Genomic DNA, 19,919 nt, shown 5'->3' with positions numbered 1-19,919 from the left:
ACGGTGCCACGCGGTCGGCCGGGTGCCCGGGGCGTCCCCCGGGAAGCGCAGCATTCCGGACCGAGGGGCCGATGTGACCGACCAGGACCCGTATCTGATCATCTCCTCCGACTGCCACGCCGGGCTGCCCACCGAGGAGTACCGGCCCTATCTGGACGCCCGTTTCCACCGGGACTTCGAAGACTTCCTCGCGGGGCGCGAGCGGCGCCGCGAGGAGATGACGCGGCTCGGCATCCGCAACGAGGCGTTCGCGGCGAAGTGGTTCCAGGACAACGAGGAGGGCCTGCGCGGGGGTTGGGACACCGCGCGGCGCCTGAAGGAACTCGACGGCGACGGGGTGGCCGCCGAGGTCGTCTTCCCGGACGCCGACGCCGTCGACAGCCGGACCGCCGCTCCCTTCGGCGTGGGCCTCGGCCTCTCCGGCGACCAGGACCCGGAGCTGGGCATGGCGGGCGCGCAGGCCCACAACCGCTGGCTGGCGGACTTCGTGTCGGAGCACCCCGAACGGCACTGCGGGGTCGCCCTGTTGCCGATCACGGCGCCGACGCGGCGGGTCGTGGCGGAGATCCACCGCGCCAGGGAGTCCGGCCTGCGCGCGCTGATGATTCCGTCCATGTGGGTCGACAAGGAGCCGTACCACGACCGCCGTTACGACCCGGTGTGGGCGGCGGCCGCCGAATGCGGAATGCCCGTGGTGACGCACTCGGGCGCGGCGCCGCGGCGCGAGTACGGCGACCACCTCGGGATCTTCGTCTCCGAGATCACCTGGTGGCCCGCCCGGCCGCTGTGGTTCCTCCTGTGGTCCGGCGTCCTCGAACGCCATCCGGGGCTGAAGTTCGGTGTGGCGGAGTCGGGTTGCTGGTGGCTGCCGAACCTCCTGTGGTTCATGGACCGCCTCTTCCTGGGCGCGCACGGCGGCAAGAAGCTGTCCCCCTTCCAGGAGGTGAAACGCCCGCCGCACGAGTACCTGGACCGCCAGCTCTTCATCTGCGCGACCAACACCAAGCGCCGTGAACTGGCCCAGCGTTACGAGATCGGCGTCGACAACATCCTCTGGGGCAGCGATTTCCCGCATCCCGAGGGCACCTGGCCCGACACGCGCGCGTGGCTGCGGCGCACCTTCCACGACATCCCGGTGGCCGAGACCCGCCGCATGCTGGGCCTGGCGGCTGCGGAGGTCTTCGGCTTCGACGTCGGCGAACTGACCCCGCTGGCCCGCCGCATCGGCCCCACACCGGCCGACCTCGGCCAGCCGGACGACCAGGCGTCCGTGGCGGCGTCCTGGGCGCGTTCGCGCGAGGTGGGCCGGCACTGGCTGACCGACCACGACTTTCCGGCCCTGGGAGTGGACCGATGACCGCAGACGACCGCTACACCGTCATTTCCGCCGACTGCCACGCGGGAGCCGACCTCCTGGACTACAAGCCGTACCTGGAACGGCGCCACCACGACGAGTTCGACGTGTGGGCGGCGACATACGTCAATCCGTACGAGGACCTGCTCGCCGACACCGCCGACAAGAACTGGAACTCCGAGCGCCGGGTGGCGGAGCTGGAGGAGGACGGCATCGTCGCCGAGGTCCTCTTCCCGAACACCATTCCGCCGTTCTTCCCGTCCGGCTCCCTGATGGCTCCCGCGCCCACCGCCGAGGAGTTCGAACGGCGCTGGGCCGGCCTGCGCGCCCACAACCGCTGGCTCGCGGACTTCTGCGCGGCGGCACCGGGCCGGCGGGCGGGCGTCTTCCAGATCCTCCTGAACGACGTGGACGCGGCCGTGCAGGAGGTCAGGTGGGCCGCCGAAGCGGGCCTCAAGGGCGGCCTGATGCTGCCGGGCACACCGCCGGGCTCCGGTCTGCCGGAGCTCTACTCGCAGTCGTACGACCCCCTCTGGGCGGTCTGTGCGGAGCTGGGCGTCCCCGTGAACCACCACGCGGGGTCGGCGTCCCCGCCGCTCGGCGACGAGCCGGCCGCCCGCGCGGTCTTCATGGTCGAGACGACCTGGTTCTCCCACCGCGCCCTGTGGCACCTGGTGTTCGGGGGCGCCTTCCGCCGCCACCCGGAGCTGAAGCTGGTGCTGACCGAGCAGGGCTCGGGCTGGATCCCCGGAGTGCTCGACATGCTGGACTACTACCACGGCCGCCTGGTCGCCGCGACGAAGGCGACCACCGCCGAGTCCAAATTCGGCGCCGGCCTGGCCGCCCGCATGGGCAAACCGCCCTCCGAGGTGTGGCACGACAACTGCTTCGTCGGCGCCAGCTTCATGCGCCCCCACGAGGTGCCCCTGCGGGACCGCATCGGCGTCGACAAGATCATGTGGGGCAGCGACTACCCGCACGACGAGGGGACGTACCCGTACTCCAGGGAGGGCCTGCGCATCGCGTACGCGGGCGTGCCGCGCGAGGAGGTCGCGGCCATGATCGGCGGCAACGCGGCCCGCGTGTACGGCTTCGACCTGGACCTGCTGGACCCGATCGCGGCAAAGGTGGGGCCGGCCGTGGCGGAGCTGGCCGAGCCGCTGGCAGTACCGCCGGCCGACGCGACGAGCCCGGCGTTCGCGAAGGGGGCGTCGGTGCGGGTGTGGTGACACCCGGGGTGGGATCCTCCCCGGGTGACGCAACCAACGCACGACGAGGCGCACGGGGGCTCGCTGGGCACGCGGCTGAACTGGCTGCGGGCGGCCGTCCTGGGCGCGAACGACGGCATCGTGTCCACCGCGGGTCTCGTCGTCGGCGTGGCCGGCGCGACGGACGACCGCTCGGCGCTGCTCACCGCGGGGCTCGCGGGCCTGCTGGCCGGGTCGATGTCGATGGCCGCGGGCGAGTACGTGTCCGTCTCCACCCAGCGGGACTCGGAGATGGCGGCCCTCGCCCTGGAGCGGCGGGAGCTGCGCGAGCAGCCGGAGGCCGAGCTGGAGGAGCTGACCCAGCTGCTCCAGGAGCGGGGGATGTCGCGCGAGGTGGCCAGGGAGGCAGCCGAGCAGCTGACGGAACGCGACGCGCTCAGGGCGCACGCGCGCGTGGAGCTCGGCATCGACCCCGACGAGCTGACCAATCCGTGGCACGCGGCGTGGGCGAGCTTCCTGTCGTTCACCGTGGGGGCGCTGCTGCCGCTGCTGGCGATCGTGCTGCCGCCGTCGGACTGGCGGCTGTGGGTCACGGTGGTGTCGGTGCTGGCCGCTCTCGTCCTCACCGGCTGGACCAGCGCACGGCTCGGCTCCGCGGCGCCCGGGCGGGCGGTCCTGCGGAATGCGGTGGGGGGAGCCCTGGCGATGGGGGTCACCTACGCGGCGGGGAGGCTGCTGGGGGTGGCCGGGGTCTGACGACCCCCGCCGGCGGGTCTCGGTGCGTGACGGTCCTTGGTGGCGGGTCTCGGTGCGTGGCCGCCCCCGTCGAAGGATCTCGATGCGCGGCCGTGTCCCTGTCGGCGGATCTTGGTGCGTGACGGTCCCTGGTGGCGGGTCTCGGTGCGTGGCCGTCCCCTTCGAAGGATCTCGATGCGCGGTCCCTGCCGACGGACCTTGATGCGCGGCCGCCCCGGTCGCGACGTACGGTGAAGTGCGCTCGCCACCCCTGAGCGCAGCCACGCCACCGCACGAGAAGGATCCTCGCCATGCGCGCCACCACCATCCACGCCCCGTACGACATGCGTGTGGAGGATGTGCCCGAGCCCGTGGCGCAGCTGCCCACCGACGCCGTGGTGCGGGTGCTGCGCGCCTGCATCTGCGGCAGCGACCTGTGGGCCTACCGCGGCGAGGCGGCCCGGCAGCCGGGGCAGCGGATCGGGCACGAGTTCCTCGGCATCGTCGAGGAGACCGGCTCCGAGGTGGACAGCGTGCGCCGTGGTGACCTCGTCGTCGCGCCCTTCATGTGGTCCGACGGCGTCTGCGACCACTGCCGCGAGGGCCTCACCACCTCCTGCGAGCACGGCGGCTTCTGGGGCGCCGTCGGACACGACGGTGGCCAGGGCGAGGCCGTACGCGTGCCGTTCGCCGACGGCACCCTCGTACAGCTCCCCAAGGACGCCGCCTCCGACGACCACCTGCTGTCCTCCCTGCTGACCCTCTCCGACGTGCTCGGTACCGGTCATCACGCGGTGCTCGGTGCGGCCGCCCGCCCGGGAGCCACGGTCGCCGTCGTCGGCGACGGAGCCGTCGGCCTGTGCGCGGTGCTCGCCGCCCGGCGCCTCGGCGCGGAGCGGATCATCGCGCTCGGCCGCCACCAGGTCCGCACGGACATCGCGCGCCGCTTCGGCGCCACCGACGTCGTCGCCGCACGCGGGGACGAGGCCGTCGAAGCCGTACGCGAGCTCACGCGTGGACAGGGCGCGCACGCGGTCGTCGAGGCCGTCGGTACGGAACAGTCCATGCGTACGGCGGTCAACATCACCCGCGACGGCGGCGCGATCGGCTTCGTCGGCGTCCCGCACGGCAGCGCCACCGGTCTTGACCTCGGCGTCATGTTCGACCGGAACATCGCGCTGCGCGGCGGCGTCGCACCGGTCCGCGCCTACATCCCGGAGCTGCTGCCCGATGTCCTGGACGGCACCGTCGACGCCTCGCCGGTCTTCGACATGACGGTCGGTCTGGAGGGCGTCCCCGACGGCTACAAGGCGATGGACGAGCGCACCGCACTCAAGGTGCTGGTGACCAACTGACGTTCACCGTCCGGGCGTCCGCCGGCATTCACCATCTGATGGGCAGCGGCAGCGCCGTCAGCAGCCCGGACACCACGACCACCACCCCCAGGGCGACGACCTCGGCACGCGCGGGGCCGCGGGCGGTCAGCGGATCGGGGGCGCGGCGCAGCCGGACCCGCGCCCACAGGGCGAGCACGGCGACGACGGCCACGAGGATCACCTTGGCGAGCAGGGTGCGCCCGTACGCCGTCGTCGCCAGCTGGTCGAGGATCGTGTGGGACGGCATGCGGCGCAGCGAACTCCACACTCCGGTGGCGGTGATGACGGCGAGCAGAACGGCCGCCACGCGCGCGTAGAGCCCGAGCAGTGCAGCGCCCGCCTCCGAAGGCCCCCAGCGGCGCAGCGTACGCACCGCGTGCAGCAGACCGCCCGCCCACAGCGTCGCGCACGTCAGGTGAACCAGCGTCAGGCCCGCCCCCAACAGCGGTCCGTGCTCCGTCGCGGGATGCGCCCGCAGCGCCTCCGCCACGACCACGGCGGCCAGCGGCCACGCCTGGGTCGCCGGACGGCCCGAGAGGGCACACAGGCCGGCCGCGAGGAAGCCGTTGACCTCGACGAGCGCGAGCCTGCCGTCTCGCGAGTCGGACAGGCCGCCCACGTCGATCTCGGAGAGGCTGTGCGGCACCAGGTTGCCCGTGGCCACCACCGAGGCCAGCCCCAGGGCGGCGACGAAACCGGCGGCGGCCGTGTACGGGGCCCAGCTGCGGGGCGCGTCCGCGGGGGCACCGGGCAGCGAACGGGCCAGACGGTTCACGAAGAGCTCGCCCACCGGGACGCACAGCGCGGCGAACAGCAGCGCTCGCAGCAGCGCGATGCCGCCGACACCGGGTGCGGCGGCCTCCCCGGTGCCGTGCAGCGCGGCGGACGGGCCGAGCAGCGGTATCAGTGCCGCCGACGCCACCAGGACGAGGACGGCGACGGCCCGGCCGGCACCAAGACGCCGAACAGGCCCGCCGGCGTCGGCCGCCCCGGCCGGTCGTCTCATCAAAGTCACCTCAAGATCTTCACCAACCGTCGCAGAGCCGGGCAAGTAAAGGCGAACAACTGGCGGTGCGGCATTCCGCCCATGGGTACGTTTTCGGTCGCCCCGGAACTCAGAGCCACCGCGCGCGATCCGTACCCCAGGGCACCGGCGGCCGCGCCCAGTCGACGGGCCCGCCCGCGAAGGACACCGGCGGCAGCGTGTACCGCAGCCGTCCCAGCGCGCTGTCCGTCCCGGCGAGCCAGGGCCCGGGCCCGTCGTACGCCTCGTCCCCGGCGGCACCGGCACCGGCCCCGCTGCCGTGCACGAGCCACTGAGCCGTCCGCGCCAGCGCCAGCCGGACGAACCGGCTCCCACCCTCGTGCGACTGCTCGGTCAGCGCTCGCAGCACCGCGCCCGCGAGCAGATAGCCCGTGCCGTGGTCGAGAGCCTGCGCGGGCAGTGCACCCGGCTGCTCCTCGGAGCCTTCGGTGGCGGCGATCCCCGAGGCCACCTGCACCAGGCTGTCGAAGCCACGCCGGTCCCCCCACGGCCCGTACACGCCCCAGGCGGACACCTGCGCGACGACGATCCCCGGGCGCCGCTCGGCCAGCGCCTGAGCCGACAGCCCGAACCGGTCGAGGGCGCCCGGCCGATACCCGGTGACGACGACGTCGGCCTTTGTGAGCAGATCCTCGAAGATGCCCCGGTCCGCCGCCAGGTCGAGGGTCGCGAGACGCTTCCCGAACCCGGTGTCGGCGTGCTGGTCGGGCAGTTCGGGCAGCTGCGGCGGATCGACGCGCAGTACGTCCGCGCCCAGCAGGGCGAGTGTGCGGGTGGCGATCGGGCCCGCGAGGACCCGGGTCAGATCCAGGACGCGCAGCCCGGCGGCGGGCAGCAGGGGAGACCCGTCGACCGGCGTGAGCACGCGCGCGTGCGCGGAGTCGAGCCGCTCGCGCTCCACCAGAGGCCGTGCGGACAGGGCGGCCGCCTGCCCGTGCGCGGCCCACTCCTCGGGCGTCCGCAGGGCCACGGCCAGCTCTCCGGCCGCGTACACCGCCTCCTCGACGTCGACCGCGGACCGCTCGGCGAGGGCCGCCCCGAAGGGCGCGGGCAAGCTCGCGGCGCAGCTCTGAGCGTCCTTGGACGTAGAGAGCCTGGTAGACCGTCTCGTGGACCACGTGCATCTCCGGCCGCTGGGGGAACTGTGCCCGAAGAGCCTGGCAGATCTGCTCCGGACTCCACCGAAGACGCCGGCGGCTCTGGATGAAGTCCCGCAGCTCGGGGTTCTGTCCGATCTTCCCTGGCTTGGGGCGGGGCCGGCGGGCATCGGCGCGGGCCTGGGCGGCGTGCGGCCGGTACTGCCCGTTGGCCGGGTGCCGGTTGCGGCGGATCTCCCTGCTGATGGTGGACGGGCTGCGGCCCAGTTCCGCGGCGATCGCCCGGACGGTCGCCTTCTCTCGCAGCCGGTCGGCGATGTGGATCCGGTCGCCCTCGCGCAGGTACCGGGACGGACCGGAAGGCGGCACCACCGTGTCGATCGGTGGGGCCGCCTTCTGCCTGCTGCCGGCGCTACGGCCGTTGCGCCACTTCCTGCCGGTCCGCTCGTCGATACCGACCAGCCGGCAGGCTTCCTTGTTGCTGTAGCCCTGCTGCACGAGCCGGGAGTATTCCGCGCGCTCCCGGCTCAGCTTCACAGGCCCCTGAGCCGTCCGGTTCCTACGGATCTCGAAGTGCATTGCATCCCCTGAACTGGGGTGTTGCAACGACCTCTAGAACTGAAGGGTGCCCGTCCGGCCCTTGACCCCGCTCGCGCAGGTCCTACTTCACCGCGCGCAGTGCGTTGACGATGCCGAAGCCGTAGAAGCCGTTGAACCGCTTGCCGCCCACGCAGGTGGCGTCGACGACACCGTCGCCGTTGCCGTCGTACGGGCCGGTCGGGCAGCCCGGGTTGTCGGCCTGTGCCTTGAGGAGCGCCTGCAGGCGGGCCGGGGACGCGTGCGGGTGCGTCGACTTGAGCAGCGCTGCGACACCCGCGACGTGCGGCGAGGCCATCGACGTGCCCTGGAGGTAGCCGTACTGGTTGTTCGGCAGAGTCGACAGGATGCGGCCGTCCTTCGACGGCGTGTCCGCCGCCTTGTACTTGTCGCCGCCGGGCGCCGCGACGTCGATGACGCCGTCACCGTAGCTGGAGTAGTACGACTTGGCGCCGGTGACGCCCGTCGCGCTCACCGTGACGACACCCGGCAGCTGCGTCGGCACGTCGAAGCACTCGTGCGGGTCGACCGTCCGGGTCGCCGGGGTCGAGTCGTCGGGGCTGGAGGCATCGGTGAGGGCGTTCGAATCGAGGTCGTCATTGGAATTGCCCGCCGAGGCGACATTGAGCGTGCCCCTGCGTTGTGCGTACAGCTGGGCCCTGTTGACCGAATCAACGATGGCACGTTGATCGGGATCGTCCATGCAGTTGTACAGCCACGGGTCAACGTAATAGCTGTTGTTGGTGACTTCGACGCCGTGATCGGCGGCGAAAACGAAGGCGCACACGACGCTCTCCGGGAAGAACAGCGAGTTCGCGTCCGGCTGCGCCACGGTGATGCTCGCGACCTTCACTCCGGGTGCGACACCGGCGACGCCTATGCCGTTGCGGGCCGCGGCGATCTCACCGGCCACGTGCGTGCCGTGGTAGTGGTTGCCGTCGTTCACCGGCCGCCAGGAGCCGTACGTGGTGTCCGCCTTGCCGCTCGCACAGTTCGCGGACTGCGAGGCGGAGAAGTTGGGCGCTATGTCCGGGTGGGTGTCGTCCACGCCGGTGTCGATGACGGCAACGGTCACCTTCTTGCTGCCCGGGTCGATCCGGGCGGCCTTGTCGGCGCCGATCGCCCTCAGGTCCCACTGGTCGGCCTCAAGCGGTTCTTGGCCGGTCGCCGAACTCCCGGCGGCCTTCGCCGCCTCGGCCTTGGACAGGTACTGGACCGCTCCCTCGTCCGTCGTCCCCGCGGCGGTCACCGGCGAGGTACGCGAGGCGCCCGCCGACTGGACGCCGCGCACCGTGCGTATCCGGCGGGCGAAGTCGGGGTTCGCGGAGTGGGCGACGAGCACGCCGATCCTGTCGTACGCGGCGACTACGCTGCCGCCGGCGGCAGTGACCGCCTTCTTGACCGACTCGATCGTGTGACGGTCCGTCCTGGTGTTGACGAGATACGCGAAATTCTCCGCGTCGGCCGACGGGGCCGTGGACTGCGCGCGCGGGGCGGCCTGCGCGGCCGCCGGCAGGAAGCCGAGCGAGGCGGTCAGCGACAGTACGACCGGCACCGCGAGGGCGAGCCGACGTCTGGAACGCAGATGAGCCATGGGATCTCCACATCATCCGGAAACGAAACCGCCCGAGACACGGTGGCGCTCGGGCAGGTGCATGACGGGTGGTGCAGGCAGAAGTTATCCCCCGAAGCCGCTGGTCAGCAATGAGTTCCCCAAGACGAGTTCGGAAACTGGTCAAGCGAGTTGAACCCGCCCTCGCGTGGCGCCGTGACCTTGGACAGGGAGCACTAGGACACTCGCCCCCGATCCCCGTAACACACCGCATCCGCAACTCGAGGAGACTCCGTGGCCACCGAGACACCTCCCCCCTCGAAAACCCAAGCCCGGCTCCCGTCCACCGAGGAGTTCGTCGCGGAGCAGGAGAGCGCGGAGTTCGGTGAACTGCGCCGCTCCCACCGCTCCTTCGCCTTCCCGCTGACCGTCGCCTTCATCGTCTGGTACCTGCTCTACGTCCTGCTGTCGAACTACGCGGGCGATTTCATGGGCACCCAGCTGTTCGGCAACATCAACGTCGCCCTGGTGCTCGGCCTCGCCCAGTTCCTCACCACGTTCCTCATCGCCTGGTGGTATTCGCGGTACTCCGCCGCGAAGCTCGACCCCAAGGCCGAGGCAATCAAGTCCCGTATGGAGGGCGACGCATGAGCATCGCGCAGCAGACCGTGCTCGCCGCCGGTGAGGCGAGCGAGCACCGGCCGCTGATCATCACCCTGTTCTCGGTCTTCGTCCTCGCGACCCTCGTCATCACCGTGTGGGCGGGCCGCCAGACCAAGGACGCCGCCGACTTCTACGCCGGCGGACGGCAGTTCACCGCCTTCCAGAACGGCCTCGCGGTCTCCGGCGACTACATGTCCGCCGCGTCCTTCCTGGGCATCGCGGGCGCCATCGCCCTCTTCGGGTACGACGGCTTCCTGTACTCCATCGGCTTCCTGGTCGCCTGGCTGGTCGCCCTGCTCCTGGTCGCCGAACCGCTGCGCAACTCCGGCCGCTACACCATGGGCGACGTCCTCGCGTACCGGATGCGCCAGCGCCCGGTCCGTACGGCGGCCGGCACCTCCACGATCGTCGTGTCGATCTTCTACCTGCTGGCCCAGATGGCGGGCGCCGGCGTTCTCGTCTCGCTGCTGCTCGGCATCACCAGCGACGCGGGCAAGATCGGCATCGTCGCCCTGGTCGGCGTCCTGATGATCGTGTACGTCACCATCGGCGGCATGAAGGGCACCACCTGGGTGCAGATGGTCAAGGCCGTCCTGCTGATCGCGGGCGCCATTCTGCTCACCTTCCTGGTGCTGCTGAAGTTCAACTTCAACATCTCCGACCTGCTCGGCTCGGCCGCATCCAACAGTGGCAAGGGCACGCCCTTCCTGGAGCCGGGCCTCAAGTACGGCGCGACCTCCACGACCAAGCTCGACTTCATCTCCCTGGGCATCGCCCTGGTCCTCGGCACCGCGGGCCTGCCGCACATCCTGATCCGCTTCTACACGGTGCCCACGGCAAAGGCCGCCCGTAAGTCCGTGAACTGGGCGATCGGCCTGATCGGCGCCTTCTACCTGATGACGCTCGCGCTGGGCTTCGGCGCCGCGGCCCTCATCAAGCCGGACGAGATCATCGCCTCCAACAAGGCCGGCAACACGGCCGCGCCCCTGCTGGCGCTCCATCTGGGCGGCGTCGACTCCAACTGGGGCGCCATCCTGCTCGCCTCCATCTCCGCGGTCGCCTTCGCCACGATCCTCGCGGTCGTCGCCGGCCTGACCCTGGCCTCGTCCTCGTCGTTCGCCCACGACATCTACGCGAACGTCATCAAGAAGGGCCAGGCCACCGAGAAGCAGGAGCTGCGCTCGGCCCGCTGGGCGACGGTCGCGATCGGCGCCGTCTCGATCTGCCTCGGGGCCATGGCCCGCGACCTGAACGTGGCGGGCCTCGTCGCCCTCGCCTTCGCGGTCGCCGCCTCCGCCAACCTGCCGACCATCCTCTACAGCCTTTTCTGGAAGCGGTTCACCACCTCCGGAGCCCTGTGGTCGATCTACGGCGGCCTGATCACAGCGGTCGGCCTCGTGCTGTTCTCGCCGGTGGTCTCCGGCAAGGAGACGTCGATGTTCCCCGACGTCGACTTCCACTGGTTCCCGCTGGAGAACCCGGGCCTCATCTCGATCCCGGTCGGCTTCCTGCTGGGCGTCATCGGCACCTACCTGTCCAAGGAGGAGCCGGACACCGACAAGTACGCCGAGCTGGAGGTCAGGTCCCTGACCGGCACGGGCGCCCACTGACAGCCCGCGCAGCCCGTTCCCCGAGCGGCCGCGTCGTAGGTCCCTACGACGCGGCCGCGTCGTACCTCGTGGGATCGGGCCGATGTCGTTGTCAGCGGTGTCACGTAGGCTCGCACGTGACGGGAAACAACTGATCCGCACTGATCCGCTACGAGGGAGGGGGCCCACGTGCTCATCGACACCTACGGCCGAGTGGCCACCGACCTGCGCGTCTCGCTGACCGATCGGTGCAATCTGCGATGCACGTACTGCATGCCCGAAGAGGGCCTTCAGTGGCTGGCCAAGCCCGATCTGCTCACCGACGACGAGATCGTCCGCCTCATCGACATCGCCGTCACCTCACTGGGCATCGAGGAGGTCCGCTTCACCGGCGGCGAACCCCTGCTGCGTCCGGGCCTGGTCGGCATCGTCGAACGGGTCGCCGCTCTGCACACCCGCCCCCAGATGTCCCTGACGACGAACGGCATCGGCCTCAGGCGCACCGCGACCGCCCTGAAGGCGGCGGGCCTGGACCGGGTGAACGTCTCACTCGACACCCTGCGCCCGGACGTCTTCAAGACCCTCACCCGCCGGGACCGGCACAAGGACGTCATCGACGGCCTGGAGGCCGCCCGCGCCGCGGGCCTGACCCCGGTCAAGGTCAACACCGTCCTGATGCCCGGCCTGAACGACGACGAGGCCCCGGACCTGCTCGCCTGGGCGGTCGAGCACGAATACGAACTGCGCTTCATCGAGCAGATGCCCCTGGACGCCCAACACGGCTGGAAGCGCGAGGGCATGGTGACCGCGGGCGACATCCTCGCCTCGCTGCGCACCCGCTTCGAGCTGACCCCCGAAGGCTCCCAGGAGCGCGGCTCGGCCCCCGCCGAGCGCTGGATCGTCGACGGCGGCCCGCACCGCGTCGGCGTCATCGCCTCCGTCACCCGCCCGTTCTGCGCGGCCTGCGACCGCACCCGCCTCACCGCCGACGGCCAGATACGCACCTGCCTGTTCGCGCAGGAGGAGACGGACCTGCGCGCCGCCCTGCGCTCCGACGCCCCGGACGAGGAGATCGCCCGCATCTGGCGACTGGCCATGTGGGGCAAGAAGGCGGGCGCGGGCCTGGACGACCCGTCGTTCGTCCAGCCGGACCGCCCGATGTCGGCGATCGGCGGTTAGCGCCCCGGAACTAGGAACCCTCGGGCGCTTCCCAGTCGTCGAACTTCACGACGTCCTTCAGCAGACCCCGGACTCCGAGGAACTGCGACAGATGTTCCCGGTGCTCCTCACACGCCAGCCACGTCTTGCGCCGCTCCGGAGTATGGATCTTCGGGTTGTTCCACGCCAGCACCCACACGGCGTCGGTACGGCAGCCCTTGGCGGAGCAGATCGGGGTCTCGTCACTCACGGATTCGTCTCACAGGCGGGCCGGAAAAGGCGCTGAACAAGGCGACGCCGAGCAGCCACGGGGGGAGCTGCCCGGCGTCGGTCTGTCGCTCCGACGGGGGATGCGGAGCGCGTACGAAGTATGTCACGGGGAAGCTGTCGCCCGGCACCGGAACAACATGATTGATCTGAGCTTTTCTTGAGCTTGGCGCGGAGTCGACTGCCGTCCGCGACGCTGCCGCGGCCGCTCACGCGCGGTCGTGCGGCTCGCTTCGTGCACCCGGTGCGGGCTCGGCCGCGACATCTTCCGGGTTCGGTTCCGCGAAACCGTCGTTCGTCCCCTGCGGCGCAATCATGGGACGCATCGGCGCGATCACGAACGTCGACGGGAGCGATGGCGCGTTCTCCCGCCCCGCGTTCGCGATCACCACGGCGATGTAGGGAAGAGCCGCCCCGAGCACCAACGCCACGATCGCGACGGGCCGTTCGACGTTCCACAGTGTGGCCGCGAGGATCACCGACACCGTTCGGATCGACATGGAGATGACGTAGCGGCGCTGCCGCCCGCGCACGTCCTCGTCCAGGCTGGTCCGTGCCCCGGTGATCCGGAACACCTGGCCGTTGGCACCGCCATGCTGCTTCCGCATCACATTCCACCATCCGTCCGCATCGGACACTCCCCGTCCCCGTGCCCGGTACACCCCCGTCGGGGGACGACACCCGGACACGTCCCACGTTACGCCGCGCCTGCGCCGCCTACGAGACCGGGTCACCTCCTGCCTGGGCGGACGGCCTCAGCAGGAGCACGTACGGCCGTGGCCGACATGCGCCGTACGGCGCACGGCCCGACACTGGGCGTAATGCTCACGTCGAGCCGTACGAGGAGGCAGCCATGGGCTGGTTGTGGGCGATCATCGTGGGATTCGTGCTGGGCCTGATCGCCAAGGCGATCATCCCGGGCAAGCAGCACAGCCCCCTCTGGCTGACCACCATCTGCGGCATGCTCGGCGCCATCGCAGGCAATGCCATCGCACGCGGCTTCGGCGTCGAATCGACCCGGGGCATCGACTGGAGCCGGCACGCGTTCCAGCTCGTCGCCGCGATCGTCATCGTCTTCCTCGTCGACATGGCGTACATGGCGACGATCGGCAAGAGAAAGCAGACAGTCTGAGGGCAGGCACGACGAAGGGGGCGGACGCCCCATGCGAGGAAGTCCGCCCCCTTCGTGCGCGGTCTAGGCTCCTGTGACCTCGACCGCGGCCAGGTTCTTCTTGCCCCGGCGCAGCACCAGCCACCGCCCGTGCAACAGATCCTCCTCGGCCGGCACGGCGTCCTCCGCGGCGACCTTCACGTTGTTCACGTAGGCGCCGCCCTCCTTCACGGTCCGGCGCGCGGCCGACTTGCTGGCCACCAGGCCGACCTCGGCCAGGAGGTCGACGACGAGCCCCAGCTCGGAGACCTGGATGTGCGGCACCTCGGAGAGGGACGCGGTCAGCGTCTTCTCATCGAGGTCCGCCAGCTCGCCCTGCCCGAACAGAGCCCTGGACGCGGCGGTCACGGCGGCCGTCTGGCCGGCGCCGTGCACCAGCGTCGTCAGCTCCTCGGCCAGAGCACGCTGAGCGGCCCGGGCCTGCGGACGCTCCTCCGTCTGCTTCTCCAGCTCCTCGATCTCCTCGCGGGAGCGGAAGCTGAAGATGCGCAGGAACTTGGAGACGTCCCGGTCGTCCGCGTTCAGCCAGAACTGGTAGAAGGCGTACGGCGTGGTCATCTCGGGGTCGAGCCAGACCGTGCCGGACTCCGTCTTGCCGAACTTGGTGCCGTCGGCCTTGGTGATCAGCGGCGTGCCCAGCGCGTGCACCACCGCGTCCGGCTCGACCTTGTGGATCAGGTCGGTGCCCGAGGTGAGGTTGCCCCACTGGTCGCTGCCGCCGGTCTGCAGCGTGCAGCCGTACCGCCGGAACAGCTCCAGGTAGTCCATGCCCTGCAGGATCTGGTAGCTGAACTCCGTGTAGCTGATGCCCTCCTGGGACTCCAGGCGCCGGGCGACGGCCTCCTTCGCGATCATCTTGTTCACGCGGAAGTGCTTGCCGACGTCCCGCAGGAACTCGATGGCCGACATGCCCTGGGTCCAGTCCAGGTTGTTGACCATGACCGCCGCGTTCGGGCCCTCGAAGTCCAGCAGCGGGGCGATCTGGCCGCGCAGCCGCTCGACCCACTGGGCGACGACCTCGGGCGCGTTGAGCGTGCGCTCGGAGTTCGGCTTCGGGTCACCGATCAGACCGGTGGCACCCCCGACCAGGCCCAGCGGACGGTTGCCCGCCTGCTGGATCCGGCGCATCGTCAGGATCTGCACGAGATTACCGAGGTGCAGGCTGGGCGCGGTCGGGTCGAAGCCGCAATAGAACGTGACAGGACCGTCCGCGAACGCCTTGCGCAATGCGTCCTCGTCAGTGGAGAGGGCGATCAGCCCGCGCCACTTCAGTTCGTCGACGATGTCCGTCACGGTTCTCGTATCTCCTTGGTGATCATCAGGCAGCCGGGCGACTACCGGCTACGAGGTTATACGCCCTGACTGACAGAGCTCATATTGAAGTCCGGCACCCGCAGCGCGGGCATCGCAGCCCTAGTGAACCAGTCGCCCCACTCCCTGGGCAGCGTCTTTTCCGTGCGTCCCGCCTCCGTCGCGCGCCCCAGCAGGTCGATCGGCGACTCGTTGAACCGGAAGTTGTTCACCTCGCCCGCCACCTCGCCGTTCTCGACGAGGTAGACGCCGTCCCTGGTCAGGCCGGTCAGCAGCAGCGTCGCCGGATCCACCTCGCGGATGTACCACAGGCACGTCAGCAGCAGACCGCGCTCCGTGCCGGCGACCATCTCGTCCAGGGAGCGGTCGTCGCCGCCGGTCAGGACGAGATTGTCGATGGCCGGGGCAACGGGCAGCCCGGTCAGGCCCGCGCTGTGCCGGCTGGTCGTGAGGTGCCGGAGCTCGCCCTCGCGGACCCAGTCGGTGGCGGCGAGCGGCAGGCCGTTGTCGAAGACCGACTGGTCACCCTCGGAGGAATGCGCGATCACGAAGGGAGCCGACTCCAGGCCCGGCTCGTTCGGGTCGCTGCGCAGGGTCAGCGGCAGCTCGCTGAGCCTGTCGCCCACGCGCGTGCCGCCACCCGGCCTGGAGAACACCGTGCGCCCCTCGACCGCGTCCCGGCCCGAGGCCGACCACAGCTGATAGATCAGCAGGTCCGCGACGGCGGTCGGCGGCAGCAGCGTCTCGTAGCGCCCGGCCGGCAGCTCGACGCGTCGCTCGGCCCAGCCGAGGCGCACGGCGAGCTCCGCGTCCAGCGCCGCCGGGTCGACGTCCTTGAAGTCCCGCGTGGAACGGCCCGCCCACGCCGAGCGCGTACGGTCCGGCGACTTGGCGTTCAGCTCCAGCGTCCCGTTGGGCTGGTCGTGACGCAGGCGCAGACCCGTCGACGTACCGACGTAGCTCGACACGAGCTCGTGGTTGGCGAAGCCGTACAGCTCACGGCCGCCCGCACGCGCGCGTGCGAAGGCCTCGCCGAGCGCCGGAGCGAAGTCGGCGAACACGGCGGAGGTCGTCTCCGCGGGCGCGTCCGTGAAGTCCGGCGCCTGTGTCACGCCCGTGACCAGCGGCTGCGCGTCCTCCGCGGGCCCTGCGGCACGCGCGGCGGCCTCGGCGGCCCGGACCAGCGGCTCCAGCTCGTCCACGGTCACGGCCGAGCGCGAGACGACACCCGAGGCGGTGCCCTCCCTGCCGTCGACGGTCGCGACGACCGTGAGGGTGCGCCCGCGCGTGACGCCGTTCGTCGTGAGCGTGTTGCCCGCCCAGCGCAGGTTGGCGGTCGAGTGCTCGTCGGCGATCACGACGCAGCCATCGGCGGCGGACAGCTCCAGGGCCCGCTCGACGATGTCGTGCGGCTTGTTGGTGCGGGCGCTCATCGACCGGCCTCCTGCGTGGTGTTGAGGATGTTGACGCCCTTGAAGAGGGCCGACGGGCAGCCGTGCGAAACCGCGGCGACCTGACCCGGCTGGGCCTTGCCGCAGTTGAAGGCGCCGCCGAGGACGTAGGTCTGCGGGCCGCCCACCGCGGCCATCGAGCCCCAGAAGTCGGTGGTCGTCGCCTGGTACGCGACGTCCCGCAGCTGCCCGGTGATCCGCCCGTTCTCGACCCTGAAGAACCGCTGGCCCGTGAACTGGAAGTTGTAGCGCTGCATGTCGATCGACCAGGACCGGTCCCCGACGACGTAGATCCCGCGGTCGACCCCGCCGATCAGGTCGTCGGTCGACATCCCGGCCGGATCCGGCTGCAGCGACACGTTGGCCATGCGCTGTACGGGCACATGCCCGGGGGAGTCGGCGAACGCGCAGCCGTTGGAGCGATCGAAGCCGGTCAGCTTCGCGATCCGCCGGTCCAGCTGGTAGCCGACCAGCGTGCCGTCCTTCACCAGGTCCCAGGACTGGCCCGCCACGCCCTCGTCGTCGTAGCCGACGGTCGCCAGGCCGTGCTCGGCGGTGCGGTCACCGGTGACGTTCATCAGCTCGGAGCCGTACCTCAGTTTGCCGAGCTGGTCGAAGGTGGCGAAGGAGGTGCCGGCGTAGGCGGCCTCGTAGCCGAGCGCGCGGTCCAGTTCGGTGGCGTGACCGATGGACTCGTGGATGGTCAGCCACAGGTTGGACGGGTCGACGACCAGGTCGTACAGACCCGCCTCGACGCTCGGCGCGCGCATCTTCTCGGCGAGCAGCTCCGGGATCTGCTCCAGCTCGCTCTCCCAGTCCCAGCCGGTGCCGGTGAGGTACTCCCAGCCGCGTCCGACGGGCGGCGCGATGGTCCGCATCGAGTCGAACTCACCGCTCGTCTCGTCGACCGCCACGGCCGTCAGCTGCGGATGCAGCCGGACGCGCTGCTGCGTCGTCACGGTCCCCGCCGTATCGGCGTAGAACTTGTTCTCGTGCACGGTGAGCAGCGAGGCGTCGACGTGGTTGACGCCGTTGGCCGCGAGCAACCGTGAACTCCAGTCCGCCAGCAGCGCCGACTTCTCCTCGTCGGGTACGGAGAAGGGATCGATCTCGTACGACGAGATCCAGGTCCGGTCGGCGTGCACGGGCTCGTCGGCCAGCTCCACGCGCTCGTCCGAGCCGGCTGCCTTGATCACCTGGGCGGACAGTTTCGCCATCGCCACCGCCTGCGAGGCGACCTTGGCGGCCGCGTCGAGCCTCAGATCCACCCCCGAGGCGAAACCCCAGGTACCGCCATGCACGACGCGCACCGCGTACCCCAGATCGGTGGTGTCCGACGACCCGGCGAGCCTGGCGTCCCTCAGCCGCCAGGACGCGCTGCGCACCCGCTCGAACCGGAAGTCCGCGTGCTCGGCGCCCAGCGCACGCGCGCGGGCGAGCGCGGCGTCGGCGAGGGCGCGTAGGGGAAGTGCCCTGAAGGCTTCGTCGATGGTATGAGGCACCTGCGTCTCTTCCTGTTGGCATGACAGTGACCGGCGGTTGCTCCGATCATGTCGTGGCGACCGGCCGGCGGACCACACGTTTGCCGGTGCGGTCGGCACCTTTCTGTAGGGATCCGACAGCGAGTCCCCTAAGCCACTGTCGGTGCCCGATTGTCCGCGGGCGGCCCGGGCCCGATAGGTTTCCGAGGAAGCCGCCTGTCATCCAGGTGTTCGGGCGGGGGTATTCAGACCGCAATCGAAAGGGTGATCCGTTGAGCCGCTCGGTTCTCGTCACCGGAGGCAACCGGGGCATCGGCCTCGCCATCGCCCGCGCATTCGCCGACGCCGGCGACAAGGTCGCGATCACGTACCGCTCGGGTGAGCCGCCGGCAGGCTTCCTGGCCGTCAAGTGCGACATCACCGACACCGAGCAGGTGGAGCAGGCCTACAAGGAGATCGAGGCCGAGCACGGCCCGGTCGAGGTCCTCGTGGCCAATGCCGGCATCACCAAGGACCAGCTCCTGATGCGCATGTCCGAGGAGGACTTCACCTCGGTCATCGACACCAACCTCACCGGCACCTTCCGTGTGGTCAAGCGTGCCAACCGCGGGATGCTGCGCGCCAAGAAGGGCCGCGTCGTCCTCATCTCCTCGGTCGTCGGGCTGTTCGGCGGCCCCGGCCAGGCCAACTACGCCGCCTCCAAGGCTGCCCTCGTCGGCTTCGCGCGCTCCCTCGCCCGTGAGCTGGGCTCACGCAACATCACCTTCAACGTGGTCGCGCCCGGCTTCGTCGACACCGACATGACCAAGGCGCTCACCGACGAGCAGCGTGAGGGCATCGTGAAGCAGGTGCCGCTCGGCCGCTACGCGCAGCCGGAGGAGGTGGCCGCGACGGTGCGGTTCCTCGCCTCCGACGACGCCTCGTACATCACTGGAGCCGTCATCCCTGTTGACGGCGGACTGGGAATGGGTCACTGATCACCATGAGCGGAATTCTCGAGGGCAAGCGTGTCCTGATCAGCGGTGTGCTGATGGAGTCCTCCATCGCCTTCCACGCCGCCAAGCAGGCCCAGGAGCAGGGCGCCGAGATCATCCTGACCGCGTTCCCGCGGCCCACGCTGACCGAGCGCATCGCCAAGAAGCTGCCGAAGCCCACCAAGGTCATCGAGCTCGACGTGACGAACGACGAGCACCTCGGCCGTCTGGCCGACGTCGTCGGTGAGGAGCTGGGCGGCCTCGACGGCGTCGTCCACTCCATCGGCTTCGCGCCGCAGGACGCGCTCGGCGGCAACTTCCTGAACACGCCGTTCGAGTCGGTCGCCACGGCCATGCACGTCTCGGCGTACTCCCTGAAGTCGCTCACGATGGCCTGCCTGCCGCTGATGCAGAACGGCGGCTCGGTCGTCGGCCTCACCTTCGACGCGCAGTACGCCTGGCCGCAGTACGACTGGATGGGCCCGGCCAAGGCCGCCCTGGAGGCCACCAGCCGCTACATCGCGCGCGACCTGGGCAAGCAGAACATCCGCTGCAACCTCATCTCCGCGGGCCCGCTCGGCTCCATGGCAGCCAAGTCCATCCCGGGCTTCAGCGACCTGGCCGCCGTCTGGGACGAGCGTTCCCCGCTGGAGTGGGACCTCAAGGACCCGGAGCCGGCCGGCAAGGGCATCGTCGCCCTGCTGAGCGACTGGTTCCCGAAGACCACGGGCGAGATCATCCACGTGGACGGCGGTCTGCACGCCATCGGCGCGTGATCGCTGTCGCTGCGGCTGCCGTTGCCGCTGCGGTCTGACCGACGATCCAGGGCGCGCGTCCCGCCGGGCGCGCGCCCTGCGCATATCACCCGTTCGGCCTATCCGGCCGGGCGG

The 19,919-nt window shown here is 70.6% G+C and carries 17 protein-coding genes and 2 pseudogenes; 10 read left to right on the top strand and 9 right to left on the bottom strand.

Annotation, left to right across the window (positions count from 1 at the left end; all coding sequences use genetic code 11):
* Positions 1-73 precede the first annotated feature (73 nt).
* The 4 genes from OOK07_RS09250 (at position 74) to OOK07_RS09235 (ending at position 4,652) form a co-directional block, all read left to right on the top strand.
* Positions 74-1,357, top strand: coding sequence for an amidohydrolase family protein (locus OOK07_RS09250; RefSeq protein WP_266795875.1), 1,284 nt, complete (start codon positions 74-76; stop codon positions 1,355-1,357).
* Positions 1,354-2,583, top strand: coding sequence for an amidohydrolase family protein (locus OOK07_RS09245; RefSeq protein WP_266795874.1), 1,230 nt, complete (start codon positions 1,354-1,356; stop codon positions 2,581-2,583). The genes OOK07_RS09250 and OOK07_RS09245 overlap by 4 nt, the downstream gene beginning before the upstream one ends.
* Before the next feature lie 24 nt (positions 2,584-2,607).
* Positions 2,608-3,318 (top strand): VIT1/CCC1 transporter family protein, encoded by a 711-nt coding sequence (locus OOK07_RS09240; protein WP_266678652.1) that lies wholly within the window; start codon positions 2,608-2,610, stop codon positions 3,316-3,318.
* Positions 3,319-3,608: 290 nt separating this feature from the next.
* Complete coding sequence (locus OOK07_RS09235; protein ID WP_266795872.1) at positions 3,609-4,652, top strand: zinc-dependent alcohol dehydrogenase family protein; 1,044 nt, start codon at positions 3,609-3,611, stop codon at positions 4,650-4,652.
* Between the two features lie 28 nt (positions 4,653-4,680).
* Here the strand turns inward: OOK07_RS09235 and OOK07_RS09230 are convergent, their stop codons facing one another.
* The 4 genes and pseudogenes from OOK07_RS09230 to OOK07_RS09215 form a co-directional block, all read right to left on the bottom strand.
* Positions 4,681-5,679 (bottom strand): CopD family protein, encoded by a 999-nt coding sequence (locus tag OOK07_RS09230; protein ID WP_266678648.1) that lies wholly within the window; start codon positions 5,677-5,679, stop codon positions 4,681-4,683.
* 109 nt (positions 5,680-5,788) lie between these two features.
* Positions 5,789-6,757 (bottom strand): annotated as a pseudogene (locus OOK07_RS09225) (CoA transferase); the annotation flags it as partial.
* Positions 6,723-7,394 (bottom strand): annotated as a pseudogene (locus tag OOK07_RS09220) (transposase); the annotation flags it as partial. The pseudogenes OOK07_RS09220 and OOK07_RS09225, both read right to left, overlap by 35 nt.
* A gap of 82 nt (positions 7,395-7,476) precedes the next feature.
* Positions 7,477-9,006, bottom strand: coding sequence for a S8 family peptidase (locus OOK07_RS09215; RefSeq protein ID WP_266795871.1), 1,530 nt, complete (start codon positions 9,004-9,006; stop codon positions 7,477-7,479).
* Between the two features lie 252 nt (positions 9,007-9,258).
* Here OOK07_RS09215 and OOK07_RS09210 point away from each other — a divergent pair, with 252 nt between their 5' ends.
* From OOK07_RS09210 to moaA, 3 genes are all read left to right on the top strand, one after another.
* Positions 9,259-9,615: a DUF485 domain-containing protein gene (locus tag OOK07_RS09210; RefSeq protein WP_266678644.1), complete on the top strand. Its 357-nt coding sequence runs from the start codon at positions 9,259-9,261 to the stop codon at positions 9,613-9,615.
* A complete protein-coding gene (locus OOK07_RS09205) occupies positions 9,612-11,237 on the top strand; it encodes a monocarboxylic acid transporter (RefSeq protein WP_266678637.1) in 1,626 nt (541 codons plus the stop codon). Before OOK07_RS09210 ends, OOK07_RS09205 begins: the two co-directional genes overlap by 4 nt.
* Positions 11,238-11,405: 168 nt before the next feature.
* Complete coding sequence (gene moaA / locus OOK07_RS09200) at positions 11,406-12,395, top strand: GTP 3',8-cyclase MoaA (protein WP_266678635.1); 990 nt, start codon at positions 11,406-11,408, stop codon at positions 12,393-12,395.
* A gap of 10 nt (positions 12,396-12,405) precedes the next feature.
* Here moaA and OOK07_RS09195 read toward each other — a convergent pair whose 3' ends face one another.
* Together OOK07_RS09195 and OOK07_RS09190 are read right to left on the bottom strand one after the other, a co-directional pair.
* Entirely contained in the window at positions 12,406-12,624 is a 219-nt protein-coding gene (locus tag OOK07_RS09195) for a hypothetical protein (protein ID WP_266795870.1), read from the bottom strand.
* Positions 12,625-12,850: 226 nt separating this feature from the next.
* Entirely contained in the window at positions 12,851-13,249 is a 399-nt protein-coding gene (locus OOK07_RS09190) for a DUF3099 domain-containing protein (protein WP_266801917.1), read from the bottom strand.
* 245 nt (positions 13,250-13,494) lie between these two features.
* Here OOK07_RS09190 and OOK07_RS09185 point away from each other — a divergent pair, with 245 nt between their 5' ends.
* Positions 13,495-13,773, top strand: coding sequence for a GlsB/YeaQ/YmgE family stress response membrane protein (locus OOK07_RS09185; RefSeq protein WP_266678631.1), 279 nt, complete (start codon positions 13,495-13,497; stop codon positions 13,771-13,773).
* Between the two features lie 63 nt (positions 13,774-13,836).
* Here the strand turns inward: OOK07_RS09185 and tyrS are convergent, their stop codons facing one another.
* The 3 genes from tyrS to OOK07_RS09170 are packed head-to-tail and all read right to left on the bottom strand — an operon-like array spanning position 13,837 to position 18,076.
* Positions 13,837-15,105: a tyrosine--tRNA ligase gene (tyrS, locus tag OOK07_RS09180; protein ID WP_266795869.1), complete on the bottom strand. Its 1,269-nt coding sequence runs from the start codon at positions 15,103-15,105 to the stop codon at positions 13,837-13,839.
* Positions 15,106-15,161: 56 nt separating this feature from the next.
* Positions 15,162-16,556 (bottom strand): metallopeptidase TldD-related protein, encoded by a 1,395-nt coding sequence (locus tag OOK07_RS09175; protein ID WP_266795867.1) that lies wholly within the window; start codon positions 16,554-16,556, stop codon positions 15,162-15,164.
* Positions 16,553-18,076, bottom strand: a complete 1,524-nt coding sequence (locus OOK07_RS09170; RefSeq protein WP_266795866.1) for a TldD/PmbA family protein — start codon at positions 18,074-18,076, stop codon at positions 16,553-16,555. The genes OOK07_RS09175 and OOK07_RS09170 overlap by 4 nt, the downstream gene beginning before the upstream one ends.
* A gap of 251 nt (positions 18,077-18,327) precedes the next feature.
* Here OOK07_RS09170 and fabG point away from each other — a divergent pair, with 251 nt between their 5' ends.
* Together fabG and fabI are read left to right on the top strand one after the other, a co-directional pair.
* A complete protein-coding gene (fabG, locus tag OOK07_RS09165; RefSeq protein ID WP_266678623.1) occupies positions 18,328-19,032 on the top strand; it encodes a 3-oxoacyl-[acyl-carrier-protein] reductase in 705 nt (234 codons plus the stop codon).
* Positions 19,033-19,037: 5 nt separating this feature from the next.
* Complete coding sequence (gene fabI / locus OOK07_RS09160) at positions 19,038-19,805, top strand: enoyl-ACP reductase FabI (RefSeq protein ID WP_266678621.1); 768 nt, start codon at positions 19,038-19,040, stop codon at positions 19,803-19,805.
* The last annotated feature ends 114 nt before the right edge of the window (positions 19,806-19,919 follow it).

The sequence above is a fragment of the Streptomyces sp. NBC_00078 genome (genome assembly GCF_026343335.1).
Lineage (GTDB): Bacteria > Actinomycetota > Actinomycetes > Streptomycetales > Streptomycetaceae > Streptomyces.
This window is presented reverse-complemented; position numbering and strand designations above follow the sequence as displayed.